27 protein-coding genes, 1 tRNA gene and 5 pseudogenes are annotated in these 25,682 nt (G+C 48.2%); 8 read left to right on the top strand and 25 right to left on the bottom strand.

The window, feature by feature from the left end:
- Positions 1-3: 3 nt before the first annotated feature.
- Together D9980_RS00835 and D9980_RS00830 are read right to left on the bottom strand one after the other, a co-directional pair.
- Complete coding sequence (locus D9980_RS00835; RefSeq protein WP_121606115.1) at positions 4-354, bottom strand: DUF3302 domain-containing protein; 351 nt, start codon at positions 352-354, stop codon at positions 4-6.
- Positions 355-395: 41 nt separating this feature from the next.
- On the bottom strand, positions 396-1,049 hold the full coding sequence (locus tag D9980_RS00830) for a DUF3313 domain-containing protein (RefSeq protein WP_121608924.1): 654 nt from the start codon (positions 1,047-1,049) through the stop codon (positions 396-398).
- 136 nt (positions 1,050-1,185) lie between these two features.
- Between D9980_RS00830 and D9980_RS00825 the strand changes: the two genes are divergently transcribed.
- A complete protein-coding gene (locus D9980_RS00825; protein ID WP_174333055.1) occupies positions 1,186-2,121 on the top strand; it encodes a LysR family transcriptional regulator in 936 nt (311 codons plus the stop codon).
- 254 nt (positions 2,122-2,375) lie between these two features.
- Positions 2,376-3,308 carry a GGDEF domain-containing protein gene (locus D9980_RS00815; RefSeq protein ID WP_121606114.1) on the top strand — a complete coding sequence of 311 codons (933 nt, stop codon included), beginning with the start codon at positions 2,376-2,378 and terminating at the stop codon, positions 3,306-3,308.
- Between the two features lie 164 nt (positions 3,309-3,472).
- On the opposite strand, the gene D9980_RS00810 is transcribed toward D9980_RS00815, so the two are convergent.
- The 7 genes and pseudogenes from D9980_RS00810 to D9980_RS00780 all read right to left on the bottom strand — a co-directional run bounded on the left by D9980_RS00810 (position 3,473) and on the right by D9980_RS00780 (position 11,993).
- Positions 3,473-3,919: a fimbrial protein gene (locus D9980_RS00810; protein ID WP_162304214.1), complete on the bottom strand. Its 447-nt coding sequence runs from the start codon at positions 3,917-3,919 to the stop codon at positions 3,473-3,475.
- Positions 3,920-4,075: 156 nt separating this feature from the next.
- Positions 4,076-4,714 (bottom strand): fimbrial protein, encoded by a 639-nt coding sequence (locus D9980_RS00805; RefSeq protein WP_238393675.1) that lies wholly within the window; start codon positions 4,712-4,714, stop codon positions 4,076-4,078.
- A 408-nt stretch (positions 4,715-5,122) separates the two neighbouring features.
- Positions 5,123-7,717, bottom strand: a complete 2,595-nt coding sequence (locus D9980_RS00800; protein ID WP_121606111.1) for a fimbria/pilus outer membrane usher protein — start codon at positions 7,715-7,717, stop codon at positions 5,123-5,125.
- 80 nt (positions 7,718-7,797) lie between these two features.
- A complete protein-coding gene (locus D9980_RS00795) occupies positions 7,798-8,487 on the bottom strand; it encodes a molecular chaperone (protein WP_121606110.1) in 690 nt (229 codons plus the stop codon).
- Between the two features lie 93 nt (positions 8,488-8,580).
- A complete protein-coding gene (locus D9980_RS00790; RefSeq protein WP_121606109.1) occupies positions 8,581-9,093 on the bottom strand; it encodes a fimbrial protein in 513 nt (170 codons plus the stop codon).
- 352 nt (positions 9,094-9,445) lie between these two features.
- Positions 9,446-9,841, bottom strand: a complete 396-nt coding sequence (locus D9980_RS00785) for a helix-turn-helix domain-containing protein (RefSeq protein ID WP_121606108.1) — start codon at positions 9,839-9,841, stop codon at positions 9,446-9,448.
- 1,018 nt (positions 9,842-10,859) lie between these two features.
- Positions 10,860-11,993, bottom strand: a pseudogene (locus D9980_RS00780) (IS3 family transposase).
- 149 nt (positions 11,994-12,142) lie between these two features.
- On the opposite strand from D9980_RS00780, the gene D9980_RS00775 reads away from it, so the two are divergent.
- Positions 12,143-12,316 (top strand): hypothetical protein, encoded by a 174-nt coding sequence (locus D9980_RS00775; protein ID WP_238393674.1) that lies wholly within the window; start codon positions 12,143-12,145, stop codon positions 12,314-12,316.
- Positions 12,317-12,353: 37 nt separating this feature from the next.
- Entirely contained in the window at positions 12,354-12,578 is a 225-nt protein-coding gene (locus tag D9980_RS00770) for an AlpA family transcriptional regulator (RefSeq protein WP_121606107.1), read from the top strand.
- A 60-nt stretch (positions 12,579-12,638) separates the two neighbouring features.
- Here D9980_RS00770 and D9980_RS00765 read toward each other — a convergent pair whose 3' ends face one another.
- The 11 genes and pseudogenes from D9980_RS00765 to D9980_RS26900 form a co-directional block, all read right to left on the bottom strand.
- On the bottom strand, positions 12,639-13,988 hold the full coding sequence (locus D9980_RS00765; protein WP_121606106.1) for a hypothetical protein: 1,350 nt from the start codon (positions 13,986-13,988) through the stop codon (positions 12,639-12,641).
- Between the two features lie 21 nt (positions 13,989-14,009).
- Positions 14,010-14,189: a hypothetical protein gene (locus D9980_RS00760; protein WP_121606105.1), complete on the bottom strand. Its 180-nt coding sequence runs from the start codon at positions 14,187-14,189 to the stop codon at positions 14,010-14,012.
- A gap of 250 nt (positions 14,190-14,439) precedes the next feature.
- Entirely contained in the window at positions 14,440-14,622 is a 183-nt protein-coding gene (locus D9980_RS26610; protein WP_162304213.1) for a hypothetical protein, read from the bottom strand.
- 300 nt (positions 14,623-14,922) lie between these two features.
- Positions 14,923-15,093, bottom strand: a pseudogene (locus tag D9980_RS00755) (primase-helicase zinc-binding domain-containing protein); the annotation flags it as partial.
- On the bottom strand, positions 15,093-15,926 hold the full coding sequence (locus D9980_RS00750; protein WP_121606104.1) for an antA/AntB antirepressor family protein: 834 nt from the start codon (positions 15,924-15,926) through the stop codon (positions 15,093-15,095). The pseudogene D9980_RS00755 and the gene D9980_RS00750, both read right to left, overlap by 1 nt.
- A 13-nt stretch (positions 15,927-15,939) precedes the next feature.
- Entirely contained in the window at positions 15,940-16,362 is a 423-nt protein-coding gene (locus D9980_RS00745) for a hypothetical protein (RefSeq protein WP_121606103.1), read from the bottom strand.
- The gene (locus D9980_RS00740) at positions 16,362-16,559 is read right to left on the bottom strand and encodes an AlpA family transcriptional regulator (RefSeq protein ID WP_121606102.1); all 198 of its coding nucleotides are present in this window, start codon (positions 16,557-16,559) and stop codon (positions 16,362-16,364) included. Before D9980_RS00740 ends, D9980_RS00745 begins: the two co-directional genes overlap by 1 nt.
- Before the next feature lie 221 nt (positions 16,560-16,780).
- On the bottom strand, positions 16,781-17,239 hold the full coding sequence (locus tag D9980_RS00735) for a hypothetical protein (RefSeq protein ID WP_121606101.1): 459 nt from the start codon (positions 17,237-17,239) through the stop codon (positions 16,781-16,783).
- Positions 17,240-17,252: 13 nt separating this feature from the next.
- Entirely contained in the window at positions 17,253-17,612 is a 360-nt protein-coding gene (locus D9980_RS00730) for a hypothetical protein (protein ID WP_121606100.1), read from the bottom strand.
- 254 nt (positions 17,613-17,866) lie between these two features.
- Positions 17,867-18,256: pseudogene (locus D9980_RS00725) on the bottom strand (tyrosine-type recombinase/integrase); the annotation flags it as partial.
- Between the two features lie 326 nt (positions 18,257-18,582).
- Positions 18,583-19,158 (bottom strand): annotated as a pseudogene (locus D9980_RS26900) (DUF3383 family protein); the annotation flags it as partial.
- Positions 19,159-19,204: 46 nt separating this feature from the next.
- Between D9980_RS26900 and D9980_RS00715 the strand changes: the two are divergent.
- Positions 19,205-19,603, top strand: a pseudogene (locus tag D9980_RS00715) (tyrosine-type recombinase/integrase); the annotation flags it as partial.
- Positions 19,604-19,618: 15 nt separating this feature from the next.
- Here D9980_RS00715 and D9980_RS00710 read toward each other — a convergent pair.
- Positions 19,619-19,695, bottom strand: a tRNA-Arg gene (locus D9980_RS00710).
- A 454-nt stretch (positions 19,696-20,149) separates the two neighbouring features.
- Between D9980_RS00710 and D9980_RS00705 the strand changes: the two genes are divergently transcribed.
- Complete coding sequence (locus D9980_RS00705; RefSeq protein WP_121606098.1) at positions 20,150-20,971, top strand: hypothetical protein; 822 nt, start codon at positions 20,150-20,152, stop codon at positions 20,969-20,971.
- Positions 20,972-21,109: 138 nt separating this feature from the next.
- On the opposite strand, the gene D9980_RS00700 is transcribed toward D9980_RS00705, so the two are convergent.
- Positions 21,110-21,322: a hypothetical protein gene (locus tag D9980_RS00700; RefSeq protein WP_121606097.1), complete on the bottom strand. Its 213-nt coding sequence runs from the start codon at positions 21,320-21,322 to the stop codon at positions 21,110-21,112.
- Positions 21,323-21,550: 228 nt separating this feature from the next.
- Here D9980_RS00700 and folD point away from each other — a divergent pair, with 228 nt between their 5' ends.
- Both folD and ybcJ read left to right on the top strand, forming a co-directional pair.
- Positions 21,551-22,417, top strand: coding sequence for a bifunctional methylenetetrahydrofolate dehydrogenase/methenyltetrahydrofolate cyclohydrolase FolD (gene folD, locus D9980_RS00695; protein ID WP_071682353.1), 867 nt, complete (start codon positions 21,551-21,553; stop codon positions 22,415-22,417).
- An 11-nt stretch (positions 22,418-22,428) separates the two neighbouring features.
- Positions 22,429-22,641, top strand: coding sequence for a ribosome-associated protein YbcJ (gene ybcJ / locus D9980_RS00690; protein WP_021180059.1), 213 nt, complete (start codon positions 22,429-22,431; stop codon positions 22,639-22,641).
- Between the two features lie 70 nt (positions 22,642-22,711).
- Here the strand turns inward: ybcJ and D9980_RS00685 are convergent, their stop codons facing one another.
- The 3 genes from D9980_RS00685 to D9980_RS00675 are packed head-to-tail and all read right to left on the bottom strand — an operon-like array spanning position 22,712 to position 25,502.
- Positions 22,712-23,425 (bottom strand): MgtC/SapB family protein, encoded by a 714-nt coding sequence (locus tag D9980_RS00685; RefSeq protein WP_121606096.1) that lies wholly within the window; start codon positions 23,423-23,425, stop codon positions 22,712-22,714.
- Between the two features lie 8 nt (positions 23,426-23,433).
- Positions 23,434-24,669: an MFS transporter gene (locus tag D9980_RS00680; RefSeq protein ID WP_121606095.1), complete on the bottom strand. Its 1,236-nt coding sequence runs from the start codon at positions 24,667-24,669 to the stop codon at positions 23,434-23,436.
- Between the two features lie 11 nt (positions 24,670-24,680).
- Complete coding sequence (locus D9980_RS00675; RefSeq protein WP_121606094.1) at positions 24,681-25,502, bottom strand: MBL fold metallo-hydrolase; 822 nt, start codon at positions 25,500-25,502, stop codon at positions 24,681-24,683.
- Positions 25,503-25,682: the final 180 nt, after the last annotated feature.

Here is a 25,682-nt window from a genome sequence, read left to right as displayed (position 1 = left end):
CTTTCAACAACCTTTATCAGACGGCGAACTTTCATCTGCAACAGGCATCTGCATGCGCTGCAACTCGCTTTGTAACTGGTGAATTCGCGCTTGCAACACTTCAGGTTGCTCAGCCCTTGCGGCCATACCCCATCCCCGCTCTGGCCGATATAATGTTGCCCATATCCACAGCAGTGGCCAAATAGCATGTAGGGTAAACAGGCTGACCCAGCCCGCTACATGAATGGCATCTTGATGAGGGTGTTGCCGCTTCTTGGCCAGCAAATAAGGAATATCGTGGATAATAATCACACCATAAAATAAAATCAAAAACACGGCGATTAATACGCCTAACGCAAAATAATCTAGAAACATGCTACACCCTGGTTGATAACGCTGAATAACTCATCGGTATTTTATGCTGCCTTATACTCTTTGATATCTTTGGCAATGATATCGATGGCGTTTTTAACCTCTTTCACGGTTAATTTTGACTTTTCATTGTTTAAATTATTTCCGGATGCTTTTCGCACCACTTTGATCACCGGCTGATTGGTCGAAGCATCGATAAACTCGCCTTCCATATAAACGGAACTCTCCATGGTGCGGTGACCCGTCACACTCTGTGTTGCAGCGACCAGAAGTGTGATTGGCAGTACCTCATACACCTGAAGCCCCTTCTTCTGCATATCGATAGCCGTTATAGCCCCGCGAAAAATAAGCGTATTTTCACGCGGCATATCCTCTAAGATAAAATGAGTCGCCATCGCCTGCCTAAACTGCTGGTTGGTGTAGTTCAGGATATTATTCAGTGCACTCTGGCTTACCATTTCAGTGGGTTTCGGCCGAGGGAAGTAGATCATCGGCTGGTAAACCAAATATTTGTACTTAGCAAAGTCAACGTTAGTCTCTTTCCAATATAAGACGTCCTTGCCAGAGGCGGATGTACCTTTAGTAATATCATTGTAATCATTCAGGAATCTTGAGTATTTTTCCTTTTCAGTGACCGTGGATGAACAAGCTGCCAGAATTAACACCAAAGGCAAAATGGTCGCACGCGTTATTCTCATCATAATTCCCAATATTAATTTAATACATAGCAAATAATGGGTCAAAATAATACCCACTAGTGACTGATAAGTCATATGACAATACCGTCAAATGTGTATATCATTTTTGATATACAGAATCAGACTGGCGAGCAGAGTGAAACCAAAAGACTTCAAGATCGACGAACTCAGGATCGTCCGCTGCGTTGCCGAGACGGCCAGCATCAGCAAGGCCGCTCAACGGTTAGATATGCCGCAGTCAAATGTGTCGCGTACCCTGACAGCCCTTGAGCGACGACTTGGTCTGGAGATCTTTGTACGCTCTCCGCGCACGCTGTCTTTGACCGAGTTTGGCGAAGATTTTTTACGTCGGGCCACTCAACTATTAGATGAACATAGCAACCTGCTCGATATGTCGGGTACTTATAAACGCAGCTTGAACGGCACAGTGACACTTGGCGCACCAATCGGCATCCATTCGTTCCTGACCCGTTATCTGCTGCCCCCTTTGCTACGCGAATATCCCGAACTGATCGTCGATTTAGTGACCCGTAACCCAGATGAACGTGAGAAAAAGTACGGGGCCGTTTTCGACAGTGACTGCGATCTGCTGATCAGCTTCTTCCAACCGCAAAATGAAAGCCTGATCGCCAGGCCCTTAACCCGTTTCCGCGTCGGCTTGTTTGCATCGCCTGGCTATATCGCTAACGCGCCTCTTGTCGAACCAGCAGAGCTGAAAGAGCATCGCTGCATTACCTTGCGGGTGCTGGGTGGGAGCCACAATACCTGGAGCAGCTATAGTTCACAGGGCCAATTGATGCAGGTGGCGGTCACCGGTAGCAGCATATGCGACAATATTCTGCCAGCCATCGAGCTGGCAAAACAGGGGCTGGGCATTGTTTATGCCCCCTACTACTCCGTCGCTTCTGCGCTGGAATCAGGTTCACTGTTGCCTTGCATTGAGCGCGAGCGCTGTATCGATATGCAAGCCTTTCTGATTTATCGTCAGCGTGGGGTGCTGCCCCATAGGGTTCAGGTGATGATGGATAGCATTATGCATAATATGAAATTGCATGAGCAGCGTTTGATCTAGTGGGAGCGGCTACAGGCGTCAAAGCGATACTGGAAGTTCTGTTCCCAGCCTTATACCTAAAAACCGATTGAAGGTTTTCACTGGAGTCTCCGGTAAACCATCCCTCGTTTTCGACGCTATCGCGAATGTCAAAAAACGGACACGCACCTTTCTCAACGACTACACTTGTAAAATTGGTTTGATGGCGAGTGATCTCTTGATGCTGCGTTGCTTACGAACAACGTTCTCCCTACGATCCCACTAACGGACTTTGTATGAAGATTGAAATTCTTAAGCAGGCGGTTATGGATTCACGAGACGGCATCACCATCTCTGACAATGTCATAGACGACAATCCTTTGATTTTTGTAAATCCGGCTTTCGAGAGAATGACCGGCTACTCCTTCGAAGAAATCACCAACATCAACTGTCGATACCTACAAAATAACGATCGGGAACAGCCAGAGCTGGAGATTGTGCGCAACGCCGTTAAAAAAGGTGAGTACTGCCTTGTAACCTTGCGAAACTACCGCAAGGATGGAACTATGTTTTGGAACGAGTTAAGCATATCGCCAATTCATGATGAAAGTGGGACTGTAACCAATTTTATCGGGATCCAAAAAGACGTAACACCAAGAATGATAATCCAGCAACAACTTCGTGATGAGCATCGGTCCCTCGAGGAAATGAAAATACACTTCGAGCAACTTTCCATAAAGGATGGACTCACCGGGATTTATAATCGTCGCTTTTTTGATACGCAGTTCGACATTCAATGCAAAATTGCCATCCGTAATGGCGACTCATTGACGCTCGCCATGATCGATGTCGATCACTTCAAATCATTCAATGATATTTATGGACATCAGACAGGCGATGAAGCGCTAATACGTGTCGCGGATTGCTTGAGTAAGTCCTTCAAGCGAGGGTCTGATTTTGTCGCCAGGTATGGCGGCGAAGAATTTGTCATTCTCTCCAATGGCATGACGAAAGACCAGGCAACGCTGTATGTGCAGACGCTATGCCAACTGGTGCGAGATTTGAGAATACCGCACTCCGCTTCCAGCACTGGATACTTGACTATAAGCATCGGTTTTTCAGTTCATACATTTGACCAACTTCCCTCGCCTAACGTACTACTGACACATGCTGATAAAGCTCTCTACGTAGCTAAAGCCCGGGGCAAAGATCAGTTTTTCAGTCTTTAGGTTCTGTACAAAAATCTGTGGGCATGGAGATGAACTGGAGATCCCCGGCATATTGCCAACGCTACCGGGGGTTTTAAACTCCCCGCAGCCATTGTGGAATGGGTGGGCTCTTTTCCCGATGACAGCTGTATGATTTTGGGTGCCCGACTTCAGCCGGGCACGGGTTACTGATAGGTAAAATTGACCAGTACGCTACTGGCAACGGCACCGGCCTGCACTCCCCCTACGGGCGTAAAGAGGCGTGCGGCTAACGGAAAAGTGGCGTTGTGACTACTGTCGACAACCACGGTAAAAGTGCTGGCGTTGGAGAGCACTACGCTGCGGTCACTATCCTTGGCCATCTGCACCGCAACATTTTGGGCAGAAGAGAGGGCTGGCTCAGTGTTGGCAAAAAGTGAAGCGTCATCACTGTCCGGCACGCCGGTAAAAGTAACGGTGCTGCTGGAGGTACCCGGCGGGCAGTTGGACAGGTTAAGGCTAAAGCTTCTCCAGTCACCCGCGTCGCCAGGATGCTGGAGACTGGTTCGCCCGAGGGTGCCAAGCTCGACCGTCTGCCCACCGGCCAGACCCGGGCTGACGGTACAGGAGGCAGCAATGACTTTACCTGTCACATTAATTTGAACAGGGTCAGCATTTCCCGTTGAGCAAAATAATAATCCAGCAAGCATCAGCCATGTATTGCTCGTTTTTTTTAAAGTCACCATATGACGTTCCTTATTAACATTTTCATTTCTGAACAATAATGGTTGTAAAAATCAAACCTCCTATTATTGATAGGTTAAGTTTAATGTCGCCGTAGTGTTGGCATCTCCGACGGTGGCAGTTGCTTTGGTTTGATAGTAACGTGCGGTAAATGCACCGCTTGGAAACTCGCTGCCACCACTAGAGGTTTTGAGTACAATGTTTTGACCGAGTTTAAGTGGGGTATTGCCGTAGAGCAGCTGAATACCGACTCCGGAAGCAACCCCGGCGGAACCCGCGTTGGATAACGCCAGCACGCTGTTATCTGAGGTCTCTGCGTTTTGCATACCGCTAAGAGAGGCATTAATACGTGTGCCAGCATCACAGTTCAGGCCAATAGTAAACGCTTTGTCGCCCAAAGTGACCCCGGCCCCGGTAAACTTACTGACAATAATCGGTTCTAATGCAACATTGATGGAAGAGGTGGATATGGAGCAAGCAAGGACATTAATCACTACCGGAGTAAAAGCATAGGCGAAAAAAGAGCCCTTATCTAAACCAGTAACCGGAGTTTTTTGGTTCATAATAATTGAAGATAAATTTAATGTACCAGAAGTCATTGCACTCGTCTTTACTAAAGACCATGTATCAGTAAAAGTCGTCACCCCATTAAACCTCACCCCTCGCAGGTTTCTAGCAGAGTCATTTATAGCAATACTCGTCATTATTTGAGGGTGCCTGTATATGAATTTAAATTTGACCATGAAAAACCAACGCCATTCAACGCCGTTTTCCTGTGCTCTGCTACAGCACTGCTACCATAGTCGGTATTGGTTGCGCTGGTATATATATACCATGAGCCATCAAGTACAGTATCCGCACCTGTTGTATCACAGGTGATTTGGGTTGTCGTTTGCACAGTAGCAAGAACAGTGCCTACCGTCGCATCCCGTTGGACATTGATAACCGAGGGGAAGCTAACAGTCGTAATTGGCGCAATACAGATCCCCCAGGACAATGTTGAAACCATTAACAAAGAGAGTACTGAGACAGTATATAATATGCATTTTTTTCTACTATTCATAAAATGTACGCTTCCTATCATTGACTAACTTTGGTTGTCGGCTCTACACCTAGAGGCACAGGCCGCTAATATTATTAATGCCGCCTGCCTTTCCAGCCCCCGGAACAACATACTGGGTTGAACAATGTTCATTTGAATTAAGGCCCCACTTGACCAACAGTGTCCCGCTGTTACTTAATCCAGTCAGATAAACCTGCCCACCATCGCCAACAATAAAGCCTTGTGCTTCTTTTGCGCCCTGCACTGTCACCGTGGCACCAAAGGGAACGGCCTGCCCATTCTGTTTGGTCAGCACCATCAGCACGCGCTGACCAATACTGGTCTGATAACTGGCTTTGACAACCGCGCCACGAGTAGGAATGACCGTTTGCGTAGTAAGATTGACCTCAGTGTCATCCCCAAAGGTTTCCGTATTGAGGGTTATGTCGTTTTTACGGTATGGGCTGATGTAAGGCACTACCGTATAGCCCCGATAATCCGTCTTCACTCCGGCCTGTCCCTGCACATTAACGCCGTTGGCGCCGGGAGCAGCTACGAGGGCGATAGTGTCGCCCAACGGTTGTGAAAGCGTGATACCGTCTTCATGTGCGACAACCCCACCTTGTAAGCCGTAGTTGAGGCGTTGGTGGTATTTGTCATAGGCATAACCACCGCTGACTTCTCCATAAGTGGCTCGCCAGTCGGCGTTGACACTACCGCTGTTGCCCTGCCCTTTAGTGCCGTACCCCTCCTGCACACTCCAACTCAGGTTGTTATCCGCCAGCGCGCTACCGCTGACGCTGACGCTATGAGTGGTGTTACCTTTCTTACTGGTATTCATCATGTAGCTGGCATAGCTCGGGTGACCAAACAACACATTGATAGGAATACTCAAATTCAGTGAAACCAACTGATCATTGTTGTAGACGCGCCCGCTACCGCTATTGCCATACATAGAAGTCACAGTAGAGTTGCGGTTGTAGGTGTAACTAATGCCGTAGCTGATGCCGTTAAAGGCGTTGTTGTAACTCACGCCGTATGACTTCATGCGGCGATCGTTGTTCCAGTAATCCTCCTGCACTGCGGTGATCGCCAGGTTGCCAGCCCCCTCCCACAGTGACTGAGTCATAGTGAGTTCAGCGCGATTGCGGCGGCGCTCCTGGGTTGGATTACCGTTAGCCTCACGGTAGGTTTCCAGCACTTCCTGCATGCTCCAGTAGCCGTCAGTGGCATAACGGTAGCCAGCGACGGCGAAGTTGGTTCCCGTGGAGATAAAGTTTTTGTTGTAGCGTACCCGCCAGGACTGGCCATTCTCACGTTTGCCCCCTTTCTGACGCGACCAAGCCTGGGTGACGTCGGTAGAAATGGCACCGAAATCACCGAGGTTTTTGCCTATACCTAACGCGAGAGACTGATATTTACTGGCAGACTGGCTCCCGCCGTAACCGGTAAACCCGTTAGGCAAGCCGTAGATAAAGGTTCCCTGAGTCAGCGGGGTTTTCTCGACACTGTTGTCATAGTCCCGATAGACGCCGGAGGTAATGCTGTATTTGAGCTGACCTTCCCGTTGTAGTACAGGTAACGAAGCGAAAGGCACAACGAGCCGCTGCTCGCTACCGTCGGATTCCTTGATGGTGACATTGAGATCTCCGGCACTGCCGGTAGGATACATATCATTGATTTCAAAGCTGCCAGGCGAAACATAGCTCTGATAAATAACGTAGCCGTTCTGGCGGATAGTCACCTGGGCATTGGTGCGCGCAATCCCCCTGACGACTGGGGCGTAGCCGCGCAGGCTTTCTGGCAGCATATCGTCATCAGAGGCGATTTGTGCTCCCCGGAAGGGGATACTATCGAACACATCAGCGGAGGTAGATCTGTCACCTAGCGTCAACTGGCTTTTGAGTGCTCGGATGTCGCGCTGAACATAGGTATAAACAGTATTCCATTTATCGGTCGTCTGTCCGTTGCTGCCTCCGGTGCTATTGCGTGTCCAGGTGGTGTAGTTGCGCAGGCGCCAAGCGCCAAGGTTCACGCCAGGACGCAGGTTGGCAAATTGGCTGCTGCTGTTATCGCCGTTACCTTCTCTGGCATAGTTATTGGCCCCGCTGACGCTGTAATTGAGCAGCACAGCAGGAATACCTTCATCCCACTGTTTGGGGTCAACCCAGCCACGTGCGGCATTATTGACTGCGGATTGGGGAACGCTGAGCAATAGCTGTAACTTGGTAAAACGAAAGTTGCTGTTTGCCTGGGGGATCGCGACCAAGTTGGCACATGCCGTTCCAGGGGGGCCAAGGTCGGGGAATTTTTGAGTCTGCACTCCCCATGTCGCCAGGTCATCAATGGAGAGACATGGCAGCAGGGTTGGCTTCCCAGTGACATCGGGCATCATGCGGAACTCGACGTTACGGGTCTCCTTTTTTTCATTATTCAGATAGATATCCACGCGATAGGTGCCGGGTATCTGCCCACCTTGTTCCCCGAAGGTGGATAGATCAACCGAGGCCTGACCTGGAGTACCGAGCTCAAGCAATGCAGGGTTAAAATAATCGCGGGCCTGAACCTCCGTGACCAATAAAACTGGAAGGGCAAATTGAGAAGCAATAAAACATGCCAGTCTGCCTTTGCGAAACTGAGTGTGGCAATGAGAAGATATTTTCATCCTGTAAAACTCCATACCATCGGAAAAGCGGATCTAAAGGGAACGTTTTTCCGTGTTCCTTATGCTGCCAGTGAAACTCATCAGTGCCCTGCTGAATGTTCAGCACCGATGCCACCGTAGTCGGATATCAGCTTCCAGGTAACAGCACCAGATACGCCAGCCGGCGTGTCAAAAGAAGCGGAACTCATGGGGGCAACATAGGTGACCTCTTTCACCTCCCGCCCGCCAATCCTGATCTGATTGAAGTTCATGTAGAACGGTGTCGGGTTATTGACGGTGAGACGATGACCACTCTGAGACCAGGTGAGCTTTGAGGTAACATCTTCGGGTATCCCCTTGAGTGATTGCGGCCGGTAAATCAGCTTGATGCGGGTCTTGACGGCAATTTGCAGAGTATTGCGATTCTCTTTTTGGCTGCTTGCCGGGATAGCCTTGATGTTCAGCCAGAACATAGATTCACGGTCTTCCTGAAGGTTGCCTCCGGTACGTACTATGCGCAGCAAATTCTGCTGATTCCCTTCCAGACGAAACAAAGGCGGAGTAATGATAAACGGGGGCTTCTCAGCGCCATCGTTAAGGGACTCGACCCATGACTGAATAAGATAAGGCGAGGCATCGGAGTTGCTGACGTTTAGAGACGCCTCTTTTTTAGCCGCTTTATAAATAAGCCGGGTGCCTCCAATGGTGACACCACCAACTTCAGCAGCGTGCGCGGCGCCTCCCACCCAAATAAGACAGGAGATCACTAAGGAAATAAGCCAGGTGTTCATAATAAAGAGATACTCCAAATAAAAGCGGGCCGACCAAAGCCGGCCCGCAAGTGTCACTCCCCGCCGGTAAGGGGCAGATGAGAAAAAGACAGATTAGTTATAAACAATAGTGAAATTGCTGGTTGAGTTAGCCGAACCCGATTCCACTAAATCTTCGGTTGCGTAATAACGTGCAACGAAGTCCAAATTGTTGGCGCCGCTCTGCAACGTATAGGCTGAAGAAGCCGTGTACAACGGAACAACGACGTTATTGTTGTCAGTCAATTGGATACCTACGCCAGTGGCGACGCCGCTATCCGGTGTCAGAGCCAGGATAGAGTTGACGGTGCTATCAGCAAGGCCATCAAATTTAACCACAGCGGAGTTAACGTTCGACGGGCAGTTGGTCAGTGCAATAGTAAACTTCGTTGGCGCGGCTGTAGAACCCGCACCAGTGAAGGCTGTTCTAGAGACCGTACCCAGGGTTACGATGAGCGGGTTAGTCATATTGTTAACGATGGTACATGCATCGTCGGTGATAGAGCCGACGAAATCGATTTTGCCGTCATCGGCGAAAGCGGTGACAGAAGAAGAAAGTAGTGCTACAGCGATCAGAGTCTTTTTCATAATATTTTTATTCCTTAAAAAACGCGTTAGTTAACGCCATCATCTCCCATAGGAAACAATGCGTTAGAGAAGTAGTAAATTTTATTTTCACACTAGTGATACAAGTTTTAATTTTTCCTATCTCATTCCCCCTTACTCTATTTTCAACAATCCATAACGTATTTGCTTCCGGGTTTTATTTTTGAATGGATGTTTTTAATCTCAATTGTAGAAATTACATGCTCATTATTTTTTACAATATCAAGCCATTAGCGAACCCGTTGTTTACACAACGCTCGACACTCATTAGAGTTATAAAGTGATATCCATGTCATAGACACAGCATTGATACGCCCAATGATGACAGGGCCAGTTACTTATAAAACAATGCAACAATAGAATATTCTTTTACCGAGTACCCCTTTCCTTTAATTGAGACAATAAAATCACCTGGAAGCTCAATGGCTTTCAACTTTAGCTTCAGCTCTTTCATTACCTGCCATAACCTTTGATTGGAAGAAAAATCCTCTTGTTCATCCCATAAATGTCTTAGAATATCTTCCTTTGAGGATATTTCATTCCTGCAGGCGCTTTCCAACAGGTAAATGAGTAACTGGAGCATGGTTTTATTTAGCATCACATAAGCAAACAAAGCAGACTTTTCCGTAGGAGAATAGAAGCGTGATAATCTCCGATTAGCAATATCCAACTGGACATTACCGTTAATGATGAAGCCATAAAGTTTTTCTTCCCTGCTATCAGTCATCATTTTACCCCTCTCAGTTCTACTCTTATTTATTCTTAGAGCCAGCAAGGATTAATCTGATTTCTGGGCGCATTATAAGAGAAGTCCTAAAGTTATCCATAAGCTAAAAATCCCCTATAATTGCTTTCATCAGCATACCCCACCGAACCCAAACCAGTTAAGAAACCCATTACTTATTAAAACAACGCTATTTTCTGCTAAAAAAATACCAAAAAATAGCCTATAGACTTAATCTTATGGTGGTTGTTTTTATATAGCCAAAAAAACCATTTTATTTTAAATCGCGACATTTAAGACTGAAACACACATAACCATATAATTTGTAAGCCATTTAAAATCACCCATTTTTAGTTATGCTGCTAAAGTGCGTGCTCTTAGCCACGTAAAATTACGATAGCGTTATGCTTCATTTTATTACACCCAAGTCGTTGTATCTGATGCGTCATCACCAAATCTGAAATAATTTCATTGAGAGATTATAAAAAACCAACTTAACTATTTTTCCTTATGCTTAATCTCACCTATCAACTTGATATCTATACAATATTTATTTAACGCACCTCATTGATATGGCACCACAGATACGAGGCAGCGGTAGATGTCAGCCATAACTCACGGTGATGAGTAACACTGAGGAATTATTAAGATTCCTTGTCGTATTACTGAATGGATATGCTAAAGAAGAAATAGTATTACCGATAGAACGGTGCTAATAAACCAAAGTGAGTGATATAGCAAATGCACCGATAGACGCTAGTTATCTATAACCATGTCTACTTTTGTTGCTACCGTTATGCTGCCACTGAAACTTGCCCAAGCTAAATTATTCGAGATAATCCTTACCGGCCTAACACCCACTGTGCATTAATTTATTTAATGAACGTCTCGGTGAGACTATTCCCGTCATGATTATATCGATCTTTTCTAAAGGGTACTTGAGACTGCTGACAAACCTCCACCGGGCTCCCAACTAGGGGCGCTGCAATATGAACTGCCCCACAACCATAGACAAATTCTGTCCTCACGACGAGGCCTGTTCGAAGGCCTCCGGGCTGACGCCACCGAGATGACTGTGACGCCGGGCCCGATTGTAGAACACTTCAATGTAATCAAAGATATCCGCCCGGGCCAGATCCCGGGTTTTATATATACGTTTTCTGATCCGTTCTTTTTTCAGCGAACTGAAGAACGATTCGGCCACCGCATTATCCCAGTAGTTGCCACGCCGGCTCATGCTCGGGGCCAAGTTATTGGCCCGACAGAAGCGCTGCCAGTCGTCACTGCCGTACTGGCTGCCCTGGTCTGAGTGCACGATGACCTCGCCCTCAGGTTTACGTCGCCAGACCGCCATTATCAGCGCATCCAGCGCCAGTTCGCGTGAGAGAGTGGGGTTCATCGACCAGCCGACCACGTTACGGGCGAAGAGATCGATAACCACCGCCAGATACAACCAGCCCTGCCAGGTGCGGATATAAGTAATGTCGGTGACCCAGACCTGATTGGCCCGGACAACAGTAAACTGCCGCTGCACGCGATTAGGGGCAACCACTGAAGGTCTGCCAGCGATACGACGCGGAGATTTATAGCCGCGCACGTCTTTAATCCGGTTCAGTTGCATAATACGACCCACCAGATTTTTACCGCAGGTTTCCCCGATTTCGCTTAGGTCGCCATGAATCCGTCGATAACCGTATACACCTCCGCTCAGTGAATATGAGTCACGGATGAGCGTCAGCAAACGCTGGTTATCTTTATCACGCGCTGAGACCGGATTATGCAGCCACGCGTAGAACCCGGCCCGGGCGACATTGAGTACCCGACACATCGTCATCACACCCCATACAGTGCGGTGCTCATTGATAAAGCGGTACTTCACGGGCTCCCTTGCAAAGTACCCCGCGGCCTTTTTCAGGATATACCGTTCTTCTTCGGTACGTTTTAGCTGCGCCCGTAGTTTCAGGATCTCGCTTTTGGCTTCCAGTAAATCCCGGGCATGCTGCTCGCTGTTATCAGGTTTGATAACACGTAGTCACTTGTAGAGGCTGTGTGCAGAAACGCCCAAACGGTCAGATACTTCGGCAACGGAATAACCGCGTTCCGTTATCTGACGGACGGCTTCTTCCTTAAATTCAGGTATAAATCGTGGTGTGCCCATATGCTCCCCCTATGCTCAAACTATAGGGCAGGATCGTCTACCGGAACGGGGTCATTCCATAAATCTGATTCAACCGTCAGCACAATGGGATGCACAAACCTTACGTCCCTGAAACATGAAAAACGCTGGTCATTACATGATTAAGACGGATGTTCTCAACAAGTCTCAACGACATGGGTGTTGATTTTATTGTAGTAGAGCAGTTGCTGGGGCACACCTTAAAGGGTGTGGCAGGAATCTACAACCGCAGCAAGTATATCCGCCAAAAACAAGAAGCGCTGGACCGATGGGTTGCTTACCTTGATGGGCTGGTGGGTGAATAAAATACAATTAAAGTGATTAAGAAAAGGAGCGCCTGATATGGCTATGCTTTCCGTAGTGAAAAAAGAAGATCTCCAGTATATGCCCGAACTTGACCGAATGATCCGAGAGCCAGAATGTCGGGCTATGACTACTCTGTCTAACTCAACACGCTGGCGCATGGAACAGGAAGGTAAATTTCCAAAGCGCATTAAAATTGGACCATCAGCAGTTGCTTACCGAGTTTCAGAGGTGCAAGCTTGGATACGTGGAGAGTGGAATTAGGTCTAATTTTTATTTAAGCGGCTTATTTCGCCGCTTAAATTATTTGATTTTACATATGCCTTAATGTGTGCTAAACACAACAGTTGTTGACTGTAAGATGTAGTTTTTGGGAACAAGTTCTTCAAACCCGTCATCTTTTTGGAAAACATGAACTACATTTGGGAATAGTCTATAATCTATAGGGTTATGGGCATTTGGGTTGTGATACATATACGCGGCTGTGCACCACGGTTCTTCATATTTGCTATCACTTATATCAGCTACAAAAGGTACAATATTAAAATCATCGTCAGTTCTCATACCATTTACAATTGTTTTGCAATCTTTTTGCTCAATCCCTGCGAGTACCCCCATGCGATTAAATTTTGGTAGTGTGGCTTGTGTAGTTAAGAATACAGCAGAGACATGTTTATTTTTTGGGGATGAGAAAAAATTTGATTTTATACTTCTGGATTCGTAGCTGTGTACTTCAATTTTGTCCCCCGTTTCCATATCCACCCCATAAAGATAACTATGAAGAGCAACATTTGAAAATCCCATTGACATTCTTTTTGAATAATCTTGCATAGCTATAATGAATGGTTTATTCTTTGTATGCTCCAGCTCCCAATAATATACTTTATTTGGTTCTGGACGGTGATTTACTTTTTTAAGTAAAGTTCTAGCAAATTTAAATGGCATAACGTTTTTCACATGACTATCAATCTCTTCAAATTGCTTTTGGTTAACAATTTTTTTCTCTAGAGGATCTTCAATTTCGGCAATGCTTGCTGCTTCCACAGCTATCTCAATATTGAATTTTGAAAGCATGAAGTCAGGTTGATTATGATTCCTATTCATTGTGAAATCAAGCTCATAGAAAACAGCATTTAAATAAAGCTCAAAAAGCCTAGAGTTGAATGATGCACTTTGAAAGTCGCGTATAAAAATACCGTCAGGATCTTTAAACCAATATGCTAATTCTTCTAACACAATATAGGCAGGGTAATGCTTAGGATCTTCTAACAGCATTTTCATGTAAATATTTCTTTTTGCTTCTGGAACTTTCCTCATAAATAATGAGAAGGTTTCTGGAGACTCATCCCCTTGCATAAATAATCCATTGTGGTGTTGAGAAAGCATTTTGGGTATGCATGAGTTTATTTCAAAAATTAGATCTTCTTTAGATGTAAAGGATGCTATAACATTTATAGCTCTAAATTTTTTATTGAGATCCCTACCTAATATTATTGCATTGAAATCCTTATCTATATTACAAAGAACGATGGTTGCTAAAAGTGTTATTCCATCCTTTTCGAACTTAAACCAAGAAATTTCATTTGAGAATGTTTTCATATATGGAGAGCGGCCATAAAAAAACATATCGAACTGTTCTTTGTTTATTTCAATAAAACTTAATCTGCGAGTCATAGTTTCTCCTGATTTTATTTATTAACCTTTTAGAGTGATATTGCGCTGCAGTAACTCTTTGCGAATGATGCGCTTTATCCAGGCCGCAAGAGACTCATCGCCGTCCTGTTGTTGAGCTTGCTCCATTAGCTCCCGTAATTCAGGATCAAGTCTGAACTGGAATGGTGGATTACCACGTCTTTCATTTTTGTGTGTTGACATGTTAAGTACACCCGATGTAGTGTGTTTATGTGTAATTACACATTACATACGAAAAGCTAAAATAGCAACGCCCCGGAGTGCTGTAACACTGCCGAGGCGTCTCACCAAACCGTTAATCGGAGTAACAGTTATGGCTGATATTGTGTAGTCTATGGTGTAGTCTTTTCAAAGAAAAAGACGCTTACCAAATGAAGTAAAATAGCCTTTTATCAATAGGTTATCTGACTATTATCAGTTCATGCCGTAAAAATCATCGCCCTGCGTCTTTCACGCCATCAGCAAATCCTTGGTCATACCTTGATATACCAGCCAAACCACTCACTGCAGGCGCTATGGGTACTACAACATTTCCTTGAATAGAACGGAAACCATCTTTGTATCCTTGCACATAATCTTCACGGGAATTAGTTGCTTCGAAATCATTATTTGGCATTACTTTTACCTTTTGTTGAATACTGTGTATTGCGTGTCCTATTTTAACTATAACAAATTACCTTTAATTCCAGTTAGTTATTTTCAAGACGTTGCATGATGATCCATCATACGCATTACTTTTTTGACGGTGTTCGCGATCATCGGTTCCGGCCTGATTACGGTCACCAACCCAGCACAAACCTTCCATTATCTCACCGAAATAAAAAAAAGTGGCTGCTGAAACCAACAGTACCAGCACTTTCACTCTAGCACTGTTGATCTAATTAAGAAAAATCACGTTAACTTAGGCTCGGCTATGGGAGCCACGTTTGTTATCGTCGAAACGAAAGCGATCTTTCCCACCACAGGCGGGGCAGGCCACTTGTGCGCGTGGGCTGGCGGGAACGTCGATCCCCACCATCGGCAACACGTCAGTCCAGCGGCTGGCTGCTGCTTTGGTCACTTCGCGGATAAGGTCAATGTTACGCATCATGCTGCCACCGCCTGCGGCTTGGTTAACCAGCGTTGCGACAGGCGCATTAACTCAGCTTTACGCGGCTCGTAGTCCATATCCATATCAATCAGAGTGATGTTGGTGCTTTCCATGTAGGAGAGGTGTTCAAGCTGTTCGGCGTTCATGCTGTCGCGTGGATCACCATCAATGCCGTGCGCCTGCGCCCACTGCTTGGCAGTCATGCCGCCCAGGACGATACGGGCAATCATGTTGCTTTCGTTGGTGTAATGGTTCTGTGAGGTCTGCTTACCCTGTTCAGCTCTGGCAGTTTCCAAGGCCGTACACATCGCCTTGAACATATTGGCGGCACCAATGCGGGATTTGAGTTGGTGGCGTAGACGTGCGGCTATCTCTGGAACGCTGCGGTGTAATTCTTCCTCACACTGGATGAAGTAACGACGAATAGCGCGGCCTTGCTCATTGCGCTCTACCATTGCCAGCTCTTTCGCTGTTGCTAAGGTGGGGTAGTAACCTTTCTCAGGGCGACCACGCTTTTTATTTTTCCCCGAAACGGGGGAATATTGTTCATTAATCAACCACACTGCGCCTTGGTCATCGTCGGTGAAGTAATCCACACCACGGACAAAGCCGTATTCCTGAATGCGCTCATTGAACCAGGTTGAGAGATCACGGCCCACTCCTAGCGTTTTATGCAATGCCTTGGCGCTGACAATATTATTTTCACGCCCGCCGATCTGGCCGGAAATAACCGGCACCAGAGCAGCAAAGTCGTTATTACCAATCACGCTCTGGGTGGCGACAGGCTGAGGGGCGGCCTCAGAATTGAATCTGCTTTTTTCGAGTTTCATTTATCAGGCTCCGTTAGGCTGCGGTGAAGGCGTCCGGGTACAAGGTCAGGATGTTGGCTATGTCGCTTTGGGAAAGGCCGTGATAGCCACCAGCAGCGGCGTTATGGTTGACCAACTGGATCACGCGCAGGACATCAGCACGGCTCACAAAGCGATAGCGGAAATGACTACCAATACCGTCCGGGTTCTTCTCGTCGATACGCTCCAGATGAATATCCAGGCGGCGTTCCAGTTCGCTGGCGTAGTTTCGGCCAGACGAGAGGCGGCAATACTTGAGAATGTCGTTCTCAGTCCATCCATTGACGCCAGTTTTCAGCATGTACACACGGGCGCGGTGCTTCTTCGGTGCTGGCTTGATGGTAGGGATGGCGCTATTATCAGGGGTGCCAACCTTCTGACTAGCCGCCTGCTGTACGGGGCGGTTTTTCATTTCCATTACGCAGCCACCCCGCGAGATTCAGCAATGCGCTGATTGACCCATTCGTCAATCTCGCTTTCAACAAAGGCAATAGATCGGGTGCCTATTTTTACAGATGCTGGGAACTTGCCCTGAGATATCAGGCGATAGAGCCAGGCTTTACTGTAACCAGTTCGGCGCTGGACTTCGGTAAGGCGGATAAGTGTATTTGTCATGTTTACCTCGTAACGTCTATTGCGGTTTACGAGATAAATGATTGCATGAAAAGTAGCTTTAATTTCATACCCTCAAGCATGAGGGCTATTAGAGATAGTAAGTACCCTGAGGGCTGAGGGATGAAAACTGTTTATTTATAATGATTACCCTCAGGGTTATCTTTTTTTACCCTGAGGGCTCCCCCCGAATGGCAAAGTAAGCCTTCAGGGTTTGGGGTTCACTAGCCTCTTTTGATAGGGCAAGCAACCATTTCAATGGCCTTGGCTTGAAAGTTAGAAAATCCCTTACCTTCAAGCTCCTTAATGATTGATAGTTGGTTTCCCCTGGTCGTACGATCATTGTCATGGTCGTAACTCGCCCATTCTTGATTCCGGATTTGAATTGCTAAATAAAGAGGGTCGTCTTCTCGATATTTTTTAATCAATATAGGCCTCTCATGTTCGAGCTTTCGAACCTGCGTTTTGAGAGAGTCAATCTCCAGCCTTAATTTTCCTATATCAGCATCACTCAAAGGTTTGCTATCAGCGTCAGCCAAAAGCGTTGGCTTGACCTCGCTTATTGGAATGGTCAAATCCATACCAAGTTTATCAGCAAGTGCCTTTAGTTCTGAACGGCGGAAGCCATACACATCGAAATGAGGCGCAGACCAATGATCGTTATTTCCCCAACCAGCCATCATTCATCCCTCCACGTCAGAACGGAATATCATCATCAAAATCCATCGGCGGCTCAGTCGCCTTCGTTTTAGCAACCTGTACCTCATCTCTAACCCACCCAGGCGTAACTTCTGGCATGTGGCCTTCTTCACGGATGGCCTTGAGAAGTGCTACTAGTTCTACATCTTCATACCCGCCATCTGTAGTTTCGATAGATTTAGCAATCCCTTGCTTGACCCATTCAGGTAGGTCACCGCTGCTATTTTCTAAGTAAAGAAAATCTGCAATCTCAGATTCACTTACATGCGGTTGCTGTAAACGTATGCGTGTAACTAATTCTCTCAAACTGACAAACTCACTCTCGCGAGCCTTGAGCACTTCAGCAATATCTAGCATAACGCCACCTCACGCCCTCTAAGTTTTAGCGGCTATACCAACCCGTAGAGGTGTACGGGTTTTCGGGAGCTACCCTAGGCATAGCCTATTCTTTAATCGTCTACTGTAGTCTACCTTGGTAGTTTATCACTGTCTATGCATACAGTTACGCAAGCTTTCCGAAAGTGCCATGCACAACATTCCCACTGCGCTCAAGGCTTTCCATATAGTCGGCATACCACTGAAGCATCTCCCGGCGACCATCCAAATATTGGGCGTGATTGTACGTTCGCATAACGGAACGTCTGGCTGCAGGCTTGGCGAATTTTGCGCATCTTGTCGAGAACACCACGTTTCTCTAACTTGCGCAGCGCCTCTAAAACTTCAAGGGGTTTGATATCGGCAACGGGTCGTTTCCCGATATAGGGGAAGATGTCTTTTTCGAAGGTCTCCATCAGATCTTCGGCATAGCCCTTAGACCAGTTCGGCACTTTGTAGGCGTGCCACTCTCTGGCCAGTGCTTCAAAGGTGTTTTCAACGCTCACCTTCTTAGCCTGTTTCTCTGACTTCTTCTCTTCACCAGGATCGCCACCAGCAGCCAACAGGCGTTTGGCTTCATCACGCTTGGCTCTGGCATCAGCGAGCGGCACGTCTGGATATAGGCCTTGGTTTTCATGCGGCCAGCGCTGGCTACCCCGTTACCCAGGATGGCATCGGTGATCACCCCGTTCGACAACGTGCGTACCTCTCCGCTTGCGTAGGTCAACGCAATGGTGATCTTGTCCCGCGCGCTCGTTTTGCCCTTGGCGACACGATTGGCCTCGGCCAACACATAGAGGTTCTTGTCGTCGTCGCTGTTCGGGATCACGTTCAACGTAATCACTAGCGGCTGCGCGGTAGACCAATGCACCAGGTCGCCGTTAAGGCCCATGCCCTGCACACGGCGGATCGCATCGTCTTTGCTGTAAATCAGGGTGTAGACGCACTGCCACTCGGTGCGGCCGTCAGGAGTGACAAAGCTTTCCATGTACGCATCAAGCCAGTACCCGATCCCCTGCACCTGCTGCCATGCGTTATCGTCACCCGTCATCTGGGTGATATAGAGCTTCTGGATAGTTTTTAGTGGCTTGTCTACGCTAATCACGCCGTTGTAGAGCGCAGCGTCGATCGGTTCCTGCAATGTGGTGATGATCGTCCCACGCCCGGTACGGTTAGCCGAAATCCGGCCCAGTGACAACTGAGCGGTAAGCAGTGCTGCGGCGCATACATCTTTAAGCCATTGCTCGTTAGCGTGAACGTTCATATCGGTGGGTGCAGTCGCGCCGCCCATCACCACGCCGCGCTGATAAAAATCAATCTGCTGGCCAGCGGTCTGTGTGCGCCCGTAATAGTTCACACGCAGCTTGTCGTAAAAATCAGATAGCGGGGTTGTGGTGACTTTCGGCGCGACGTTTGGCACCTGACGATACATGTAGTTGATAACGCCGTTCTTGGCGCTGTAGTTCGTGGCCGCCATCAGTGCGCCGGGGATCTGCTCATCAAAATCGGTGTTGGTATCCGCCACCAGCGTTAAACCGACGCTAGCGATTGACAGCAGCGCCGCGCTATAGGATTGCCGGGTATTGCGTGACCAGATTGGGAGGCATGGTAGGTGGGTATTTGTCCATACAGAAGCAAAGAGCCGTTCCGATGGAACATTAACGCCCGCAGTCAGAAAAATGCGTATAGATTCAAACAAGGCGTGGAGGCTAGCGCTGCAACGTGCTGGGATTGAAAACTTTCGATTTCATGACTTAAGGCACACGTGGGCAAGCTGGCTGATCCAGGCTGGTGTCCCGCTGTCAGTTTTGCAAGAAATGGGAAGATGGGAGTCAATAGAAATGGTGCGTCGGTATGCCCACCTTGCACCTAGTCATTTGACCGAACATGCACGCCAGATTGATACCGTTTTTAGCGCTTGTGTCCCAAATCTGTCCCACCACGAAAAACCGGATGGAACTAATGACGCGTAAGTCTATGATTTTTAATGGTACGCCCTACAGGGCTCGAACCTGTGACCTACGGCTTAGAAGGCCGTTGCTCTATCCAACTGAGCTAAGGGCGCATTGAAATGCGATAACCAACCGGTGGGTTGCGGTTGGGATTATACGGTCAGAGGTTATTGAGTCAATGCCTTTTGTTGGTGTGCTGGCCGTAAGCGTGCTTTATGGTGATTTTTCAAACAAATCAACGATTAAAAGTAAACATAACACGATGATCTGATTACGTAAATCTCCGGTCATAGAGGTCCCTTTCCTCACCTTCCCCCCTCAGACCTACGGCTTAGAAGTGCAAAGGTTACTCACTTCCAACAATCTAAATGGTCACATGAAAATAAAATTTTATCTTTAAAAACATAAACATAAAAAAACAAATTGATATAAATCGATAAGTATTGACCACTCTAGACCTAATTTACTTACATCAATCGTTACATTAGGATTGCCACCTGGATGGCGTAATCAGCGTGATGGAAGAAAAAAACTGCCTGAGAAAACGGCAATAAAGGGAGCATTACTATGTTTGGATGGGGTAAGAAGAAACCAAAAACCGTCGAGGTCACTTTAATTGAACTCGGCAAGGATGAAGCTTTTGGGGTTTCACAAGTGCCGGTCGATCAGTTGCCGGATACCTTTGAAATCAATACCACGCTACATCTGGGCGACGTGGATTGGCAGGTTGTCGAGGCAAGGCCCGCCACAAAAGCTGAATTCAGGGAAACTGGTAAGGTGACAGTGGTGCTGGCCAAACAGGAAATTTTTAATATCGATCCGGCCAATGTACTTTTCAGCCTGCCGACAATCAGCAATGACATGGCGATAGTGGAGGCAGTTTCCTCACTGGACAACGTACTGGTGCTGCACGAAGACGACTGGCGGCAATTTGAATTTCTGTCCGCTGGCCTGAATGAGCTAGTACAGCAAGAGATTCAGGATATTCTGGCGATTTATCACACGCAACGAGAGGAGTCCGGTTTTAAGCAGCTTCATGTTCGCAGACGCATTGCCGAGCCGCTGCCCGGTGTCGCTCTGCAGCTTGAATCGCTGGCGCAGGCATTCCAAATTGAAAAACGATTCAATGGAGTGGCCTTCAAAAACGCCGCAGCCACCATCGTCAATGGTTTTGCCTGGCAAACGGGTTCTGGTTGGATCTTTTGGGGGCAAACCGATACGCAAGGTAATCTGGTTGTGTTGTGCCTATTGCCGCCTCAAGACGCTGACGCTGCGATCATGGCAAATAAAATCGACGACTTTGTGCTGGCCAATGACCTGTTGCTTATCGATTGGGTCAGCGTTAGGCAGTACGGGAAGAATGAGGGCAGTTTTAGTCTTTATGAGTAGGACAACAGCCTCAATCGAGTAATTCAGTTGCTCAAGATGATGCATTTTGAGCATGGCTAACAGGAGCTCCGCTTGTTGAGTCGGCGGGCTTTCCCCATAGCTCCGTTTAATTGCTGTTAGGTAAACGAACACTACGCATCATTGGCGGCCCCTTTTGTACCACTGCGCCATACGTTGGCTCCAGGAAGGACGGCCCTCCTTCGGCTTACAAAGCCGATGTAATGCCTGCAACAACGCCACCTGCGCCGGATGCAGTGAGGAATCAAACACCGTTTCACCAATATGCCGCTGCTCATCTGGTGGATTTCCACCAGGTTGATGCAATGGATAGAGCCGAGTAATCGTCTGCATGATCCTGCCTCCATAGGCCCCAAACGCCAGGGGCGATGGGTTAAGCCTAAAAGACTGGAGGTAAAAAAAGCGTAGAGGATCATTCCTTTGGTGTAAAAAATGTCTAAACCGCTACGCAATCGTGTGCTTATTCTCTGCATTAACCCGATCGAAAGCCTGACAGCGCGCCTCTCTTCTGCCAAAATAGCGCCATCCCCCGCTTTTCTTAAATGATGGATTTCCTCACTGATGGCAGCAAAGATTATTGATGGCAAAACGATTGCGCAGCAGGTTAGAAACGAAGTAGCTGAGCAAGTGAAACAACGTCTGGCGGCCGGCAAGCGTGCGCCGGGCCTGGCGGTGGTACTGGTTGGTGAGAATCCGGCTTCGCAGATTTATGTCGCCAGCAAGCGCAAGGCCTGTGAGGAAGTGGGCTTTATTTCCCGCTCTTACGATCTGCCCACCTCCACCACCGAGCCTGAACTGCTGGCGCTGATCGACAAATTAAACGCCGATAAAGAAATTGACGGCATTCTGGTGCAGCTCCCCTTGCCAGCAGGCATTGATAACGTGAAGGTGCTGGAGCGCATCAGCCCGGATAAAGACGTAGACGGTTTCCATCCTTACAACGTCGGCCGCCTGTGTCAGCGCGCACCTAAACTGCGCCCTTGTACCCCACGCGGCATTGTCACCCTGTTGGAACGCTACAACATCGATACCTATGGCCTGAACGCCGTGGTAGTGGGTGCTTCCAACATCGTTGGCCGCCCGATGAGTATGGAGCTGTTGCTGGCCGGGTGTACCACCACCGTCACGCACCGCTTTACCAAAAATCTGCGCCACCACGTCGAGAATGCCGATCTGTTGATCGTTGCCGTGGGCAAACCTGGGTTTATCCCAGGAGATTGGATCAAACCGGGTGCGATCGTGATCGATGTCGGCATCAACCGCTTGGAAAGTGGTAAAGTAGTCGGCGACGTAGACTTCGAAGCCGCAAGCGAACGTGCGGCCTTCATTACTCCGGTTCCAGGTGGCGTCGGCCCCATGACCGTTGCTACACTGATCCAAAATACCTTGCAAGCCTGCGAGGAATTTCACGACGTTCAACCTAACTAAGTTAAGGCAGTATGGAAATTTTTAATCTGGAAGGTCACCCTCATGTCGAACTGTGCGATCTGCTGAAGTTCCAGGGCTGGTGTGACAGCGGCGGTGCCGCGAAAGAAGTGATCGCCGAAGGGCAGGTCAAAGTAAACGGTCAGGTCGAAACGCGTAAGCGCTGCAAGATCGTTGATGGCCAGAAGGTCAGCTACAAAGGCATGAACGTCACGGTTAAAGCCTGATTGTTCAAGCGCCAGGAAAAAAATGCCGGGTCGGCTAAGCTACCCGGCATTTTTGATACACCCAAATCCGCTAATGCTCTAATGCAACGAAGCACACGTGTTGCATAGCGCGTAACGAGCCATACAGTTCGTCCAGAGTCGTCCTTTTCCTTACCGTTAGCTTAAAGTTAACTTCAATCTTGTGTTTTTTGACGTCACGTATGGTCATTGCATCAATCAGGTTTCTCTGCTGATTAAGCTGGGCCATCAAGCTGGCTAGCCCTGCCTGCTCATCGAGTATCAGCCGTACTTTCACCTTCCCCAGATATTGATTCCTCGATTGCAGCAGGAAAATATAGGGGCTGATTTTTATCGCCAGTAAAAACAGTGCGGTAGCCAAGATTGCGTGCAAATAAAAACTGGCTCCACAGGCAATCCCCACTCCCGCCGATGCCCAAACGATCGCGGCGGTCGTCAGACCTGAGATGGCGTCATCACGCCGGTGCAAGATCACCCCAGCGCCCAGGAAGCCCACCCCACTGATAATCTGCGCGGCCAACCGCATGGGATCGCTGCGAATATTGACGGATATCTCGGCGTAATACTCCGCAGACTGAATCGACACCACCGTTAATACGCAGCTGGCGACGGCAATGATCACACAGGTTTTAAACCCAACGGGCTTGCCCTTGGATTCACGTTCCAGGCCAATCACGCCCCCCAGAACAAACGCCGCGACTATCTTGCCTACCGTCGCCAGATGGAGCGGCCCCAACCCGCCCAGCACCGATAACCAGCTGTCCATGTTGCTTCCTATTGCTTCGCGGGTTTCATTGCCGCCGGTGTTTTCTGTTTAGAAAGATCGTCCCTGAAGAAAATAAAGAAGAAGACCGAGACAACGGCGGCGATAATCGCCGAGAACAGCCAGAAGCTTTCCCACTGCGGTAACGCCTGCGGCCCCTGCTCTGTCACGGTGTTGTTGAAGATCTGGCCGCAAATGGTGGAAGCAAACAACAAGCCAAAACCATTGGAGACGATAAAGCGCAGACTCTGTGCCTGGGCTTTGATTTCGGGCCGTGCTTTACGGTCAACATAGATATCCCCTACCGTAAAGAAGAAGTCCCAGCAGAAGCCTTGCAGCATCAGGCCAATCAGGACAAACGTCATGTTGGCGTCAAGCGCAGCCTGGGAGAACAGCACCGAGCGGATGATCCAGCACACCGCGCCCATCATCAACGTTACCTTGAAGCCCGCTTTCAATAGGAAGAATGAAAGCAGGAACATAAACACCACTTCACAGGCGATCCCGACCTGCATCATGGAGGCGGCATTATCAAACCCGAGCGCTTTCAGGAATACAGGTATATAGGCTGAATAGGCGGTTTTGGGGATCATCAACACAAAGATGCTCAGCATCAGAATGGAGAAGTTACGATCTTTAAATAGCGACAGCGCATCCAGGCACAGCAGATCGCGCAGGGTGAAGGTGCTGCCCTTGGCCTTCGGCGGTGTATCCGGCAAGGTAAAGCAGTACAGCCCCAACCCTACCCCAGCGGCCGAAGCAATGTACCAGGTCATGGTATCGCCGGAATATCCCATCTGCCCGATGATGAAACCTATCGCCATAAAACCGAAGGTGCCAAACACGCGGATCACCGGGAAGTACTTCACGCCGTTGATATGGCTAAAGCTGATGCTGTTGGCCAGCGCGGTAGTCGGATAGAACAGCAACCCGACCAGGAAGATCATCACCAGCGTCATGGTGGTGTCCTGCGCCTCGATAAACTGCGGTACACACAGGATCACCCCGGCGTTGATCAGGTGCAGGATCGCCATGACTTTCTGCGAAGCAAAGAAGCGGTCTGCAACCATGCCGATAAACAGCGGCGAGAGTATCGTTGCCAATCCCAGCAACGCATATGATGAACCGATAATGGCGGCCATGCCGTAGGTGCTCAGCACCAGGCCCATCGTCATATTCCAGGCACCCTGCATGAAATACTGCACAAACATCATGATCAGCAGGCGAGGAGTCTTGTTAAAGTCCATGAGATCTCCCCCTATGCCACGTTAACGGTCAGGCCGTCATACGCAACGGTGATGTTTTTATCACGGCAGGCCGCCACCAGTGCCTCATGCAGCAACTTGCCACTGTGAGAAATATGCGACACCACGATCTGGCTGCCTGAATGCAGGCACTCCATCGTACGCAGCTTCTCTTGGGCGGCAAACACGGTTTCCAGGCTCATATGGTTGTCGGTGCGATCGTCGCCGTTGAAACCGTAAGTGCATTCCAGCACCACCAAATCCAAGGCTTTGCCCTGTAGCCACTGCCAGGTGAGCTCCGGGAACCAGCCAGAATCATGGCCATAAAAAATTGTCTGGCCATCTTTTTCGATCACATACACGTAGCAGAGCTCCCACTTGGCGTGGTTAGCCAGCAGCGGTGTGATCTTGTAGCCATGGCTTTCTACGGTGACAAAAGGCACCAGGCAGTGGAAACCAAAGCGCTGTTTGCTGTAGCCCGGTAATACCGCAGCGCAGCCGTTGATCGCCCGGTCGTTACCAAAAATCTCCAATGGATGGTCGATATCGAAGCCGTAGCCCTCCATGCGGCTAAACAGCTCACCGACGTTGAAATGGTCTGGATGGGTGTGGGTAAACAGCAGGTCGGTGAAGCCACTCGCGTCCAGCCCATCACGCAACAGCTGTTGGCTGAACTCCGGGGCGACATCGATCAACATCACATCATCAATAATCGCCGAAGAGTGGGTACGCAGATCTTTCCCCTTGAGAAAACGGGCCTGTTGGCAATGTTCACAGCGGCAAAACGGATTGGGGATCCCTTCAGAGGCAGCCGATCCCAGGAAATGTATTTTCATTTTTTATCCTTTTTATTCAGTATATTACTGACCTGTTGCTCCTATCGCCTTCGTTAAGGTGAACCATGAAGGTGATTTTGGAACGTGTCAATCATAATCCTGAGACCAAAAAACGGTTAACACTGCAATGCATATTGGTGATCGGCTTCAAAAATTTAATTTAATATTTAGCAAAATCAA

The organism is Serratia sp. 3ACOL1, from assembly GCF_003668775.1.
GTDB lineage: Bacteria > Pseudomonadota > Gammaproteobacteria > Enterobacterales > Enterobacteriaceae > Chania > Chania fonticola.
The sequence above is the reverse complement of the archived record's forward strand: the minus strand, read 5'-3'. Positions and strand labels throughout refer to the sequence as shown.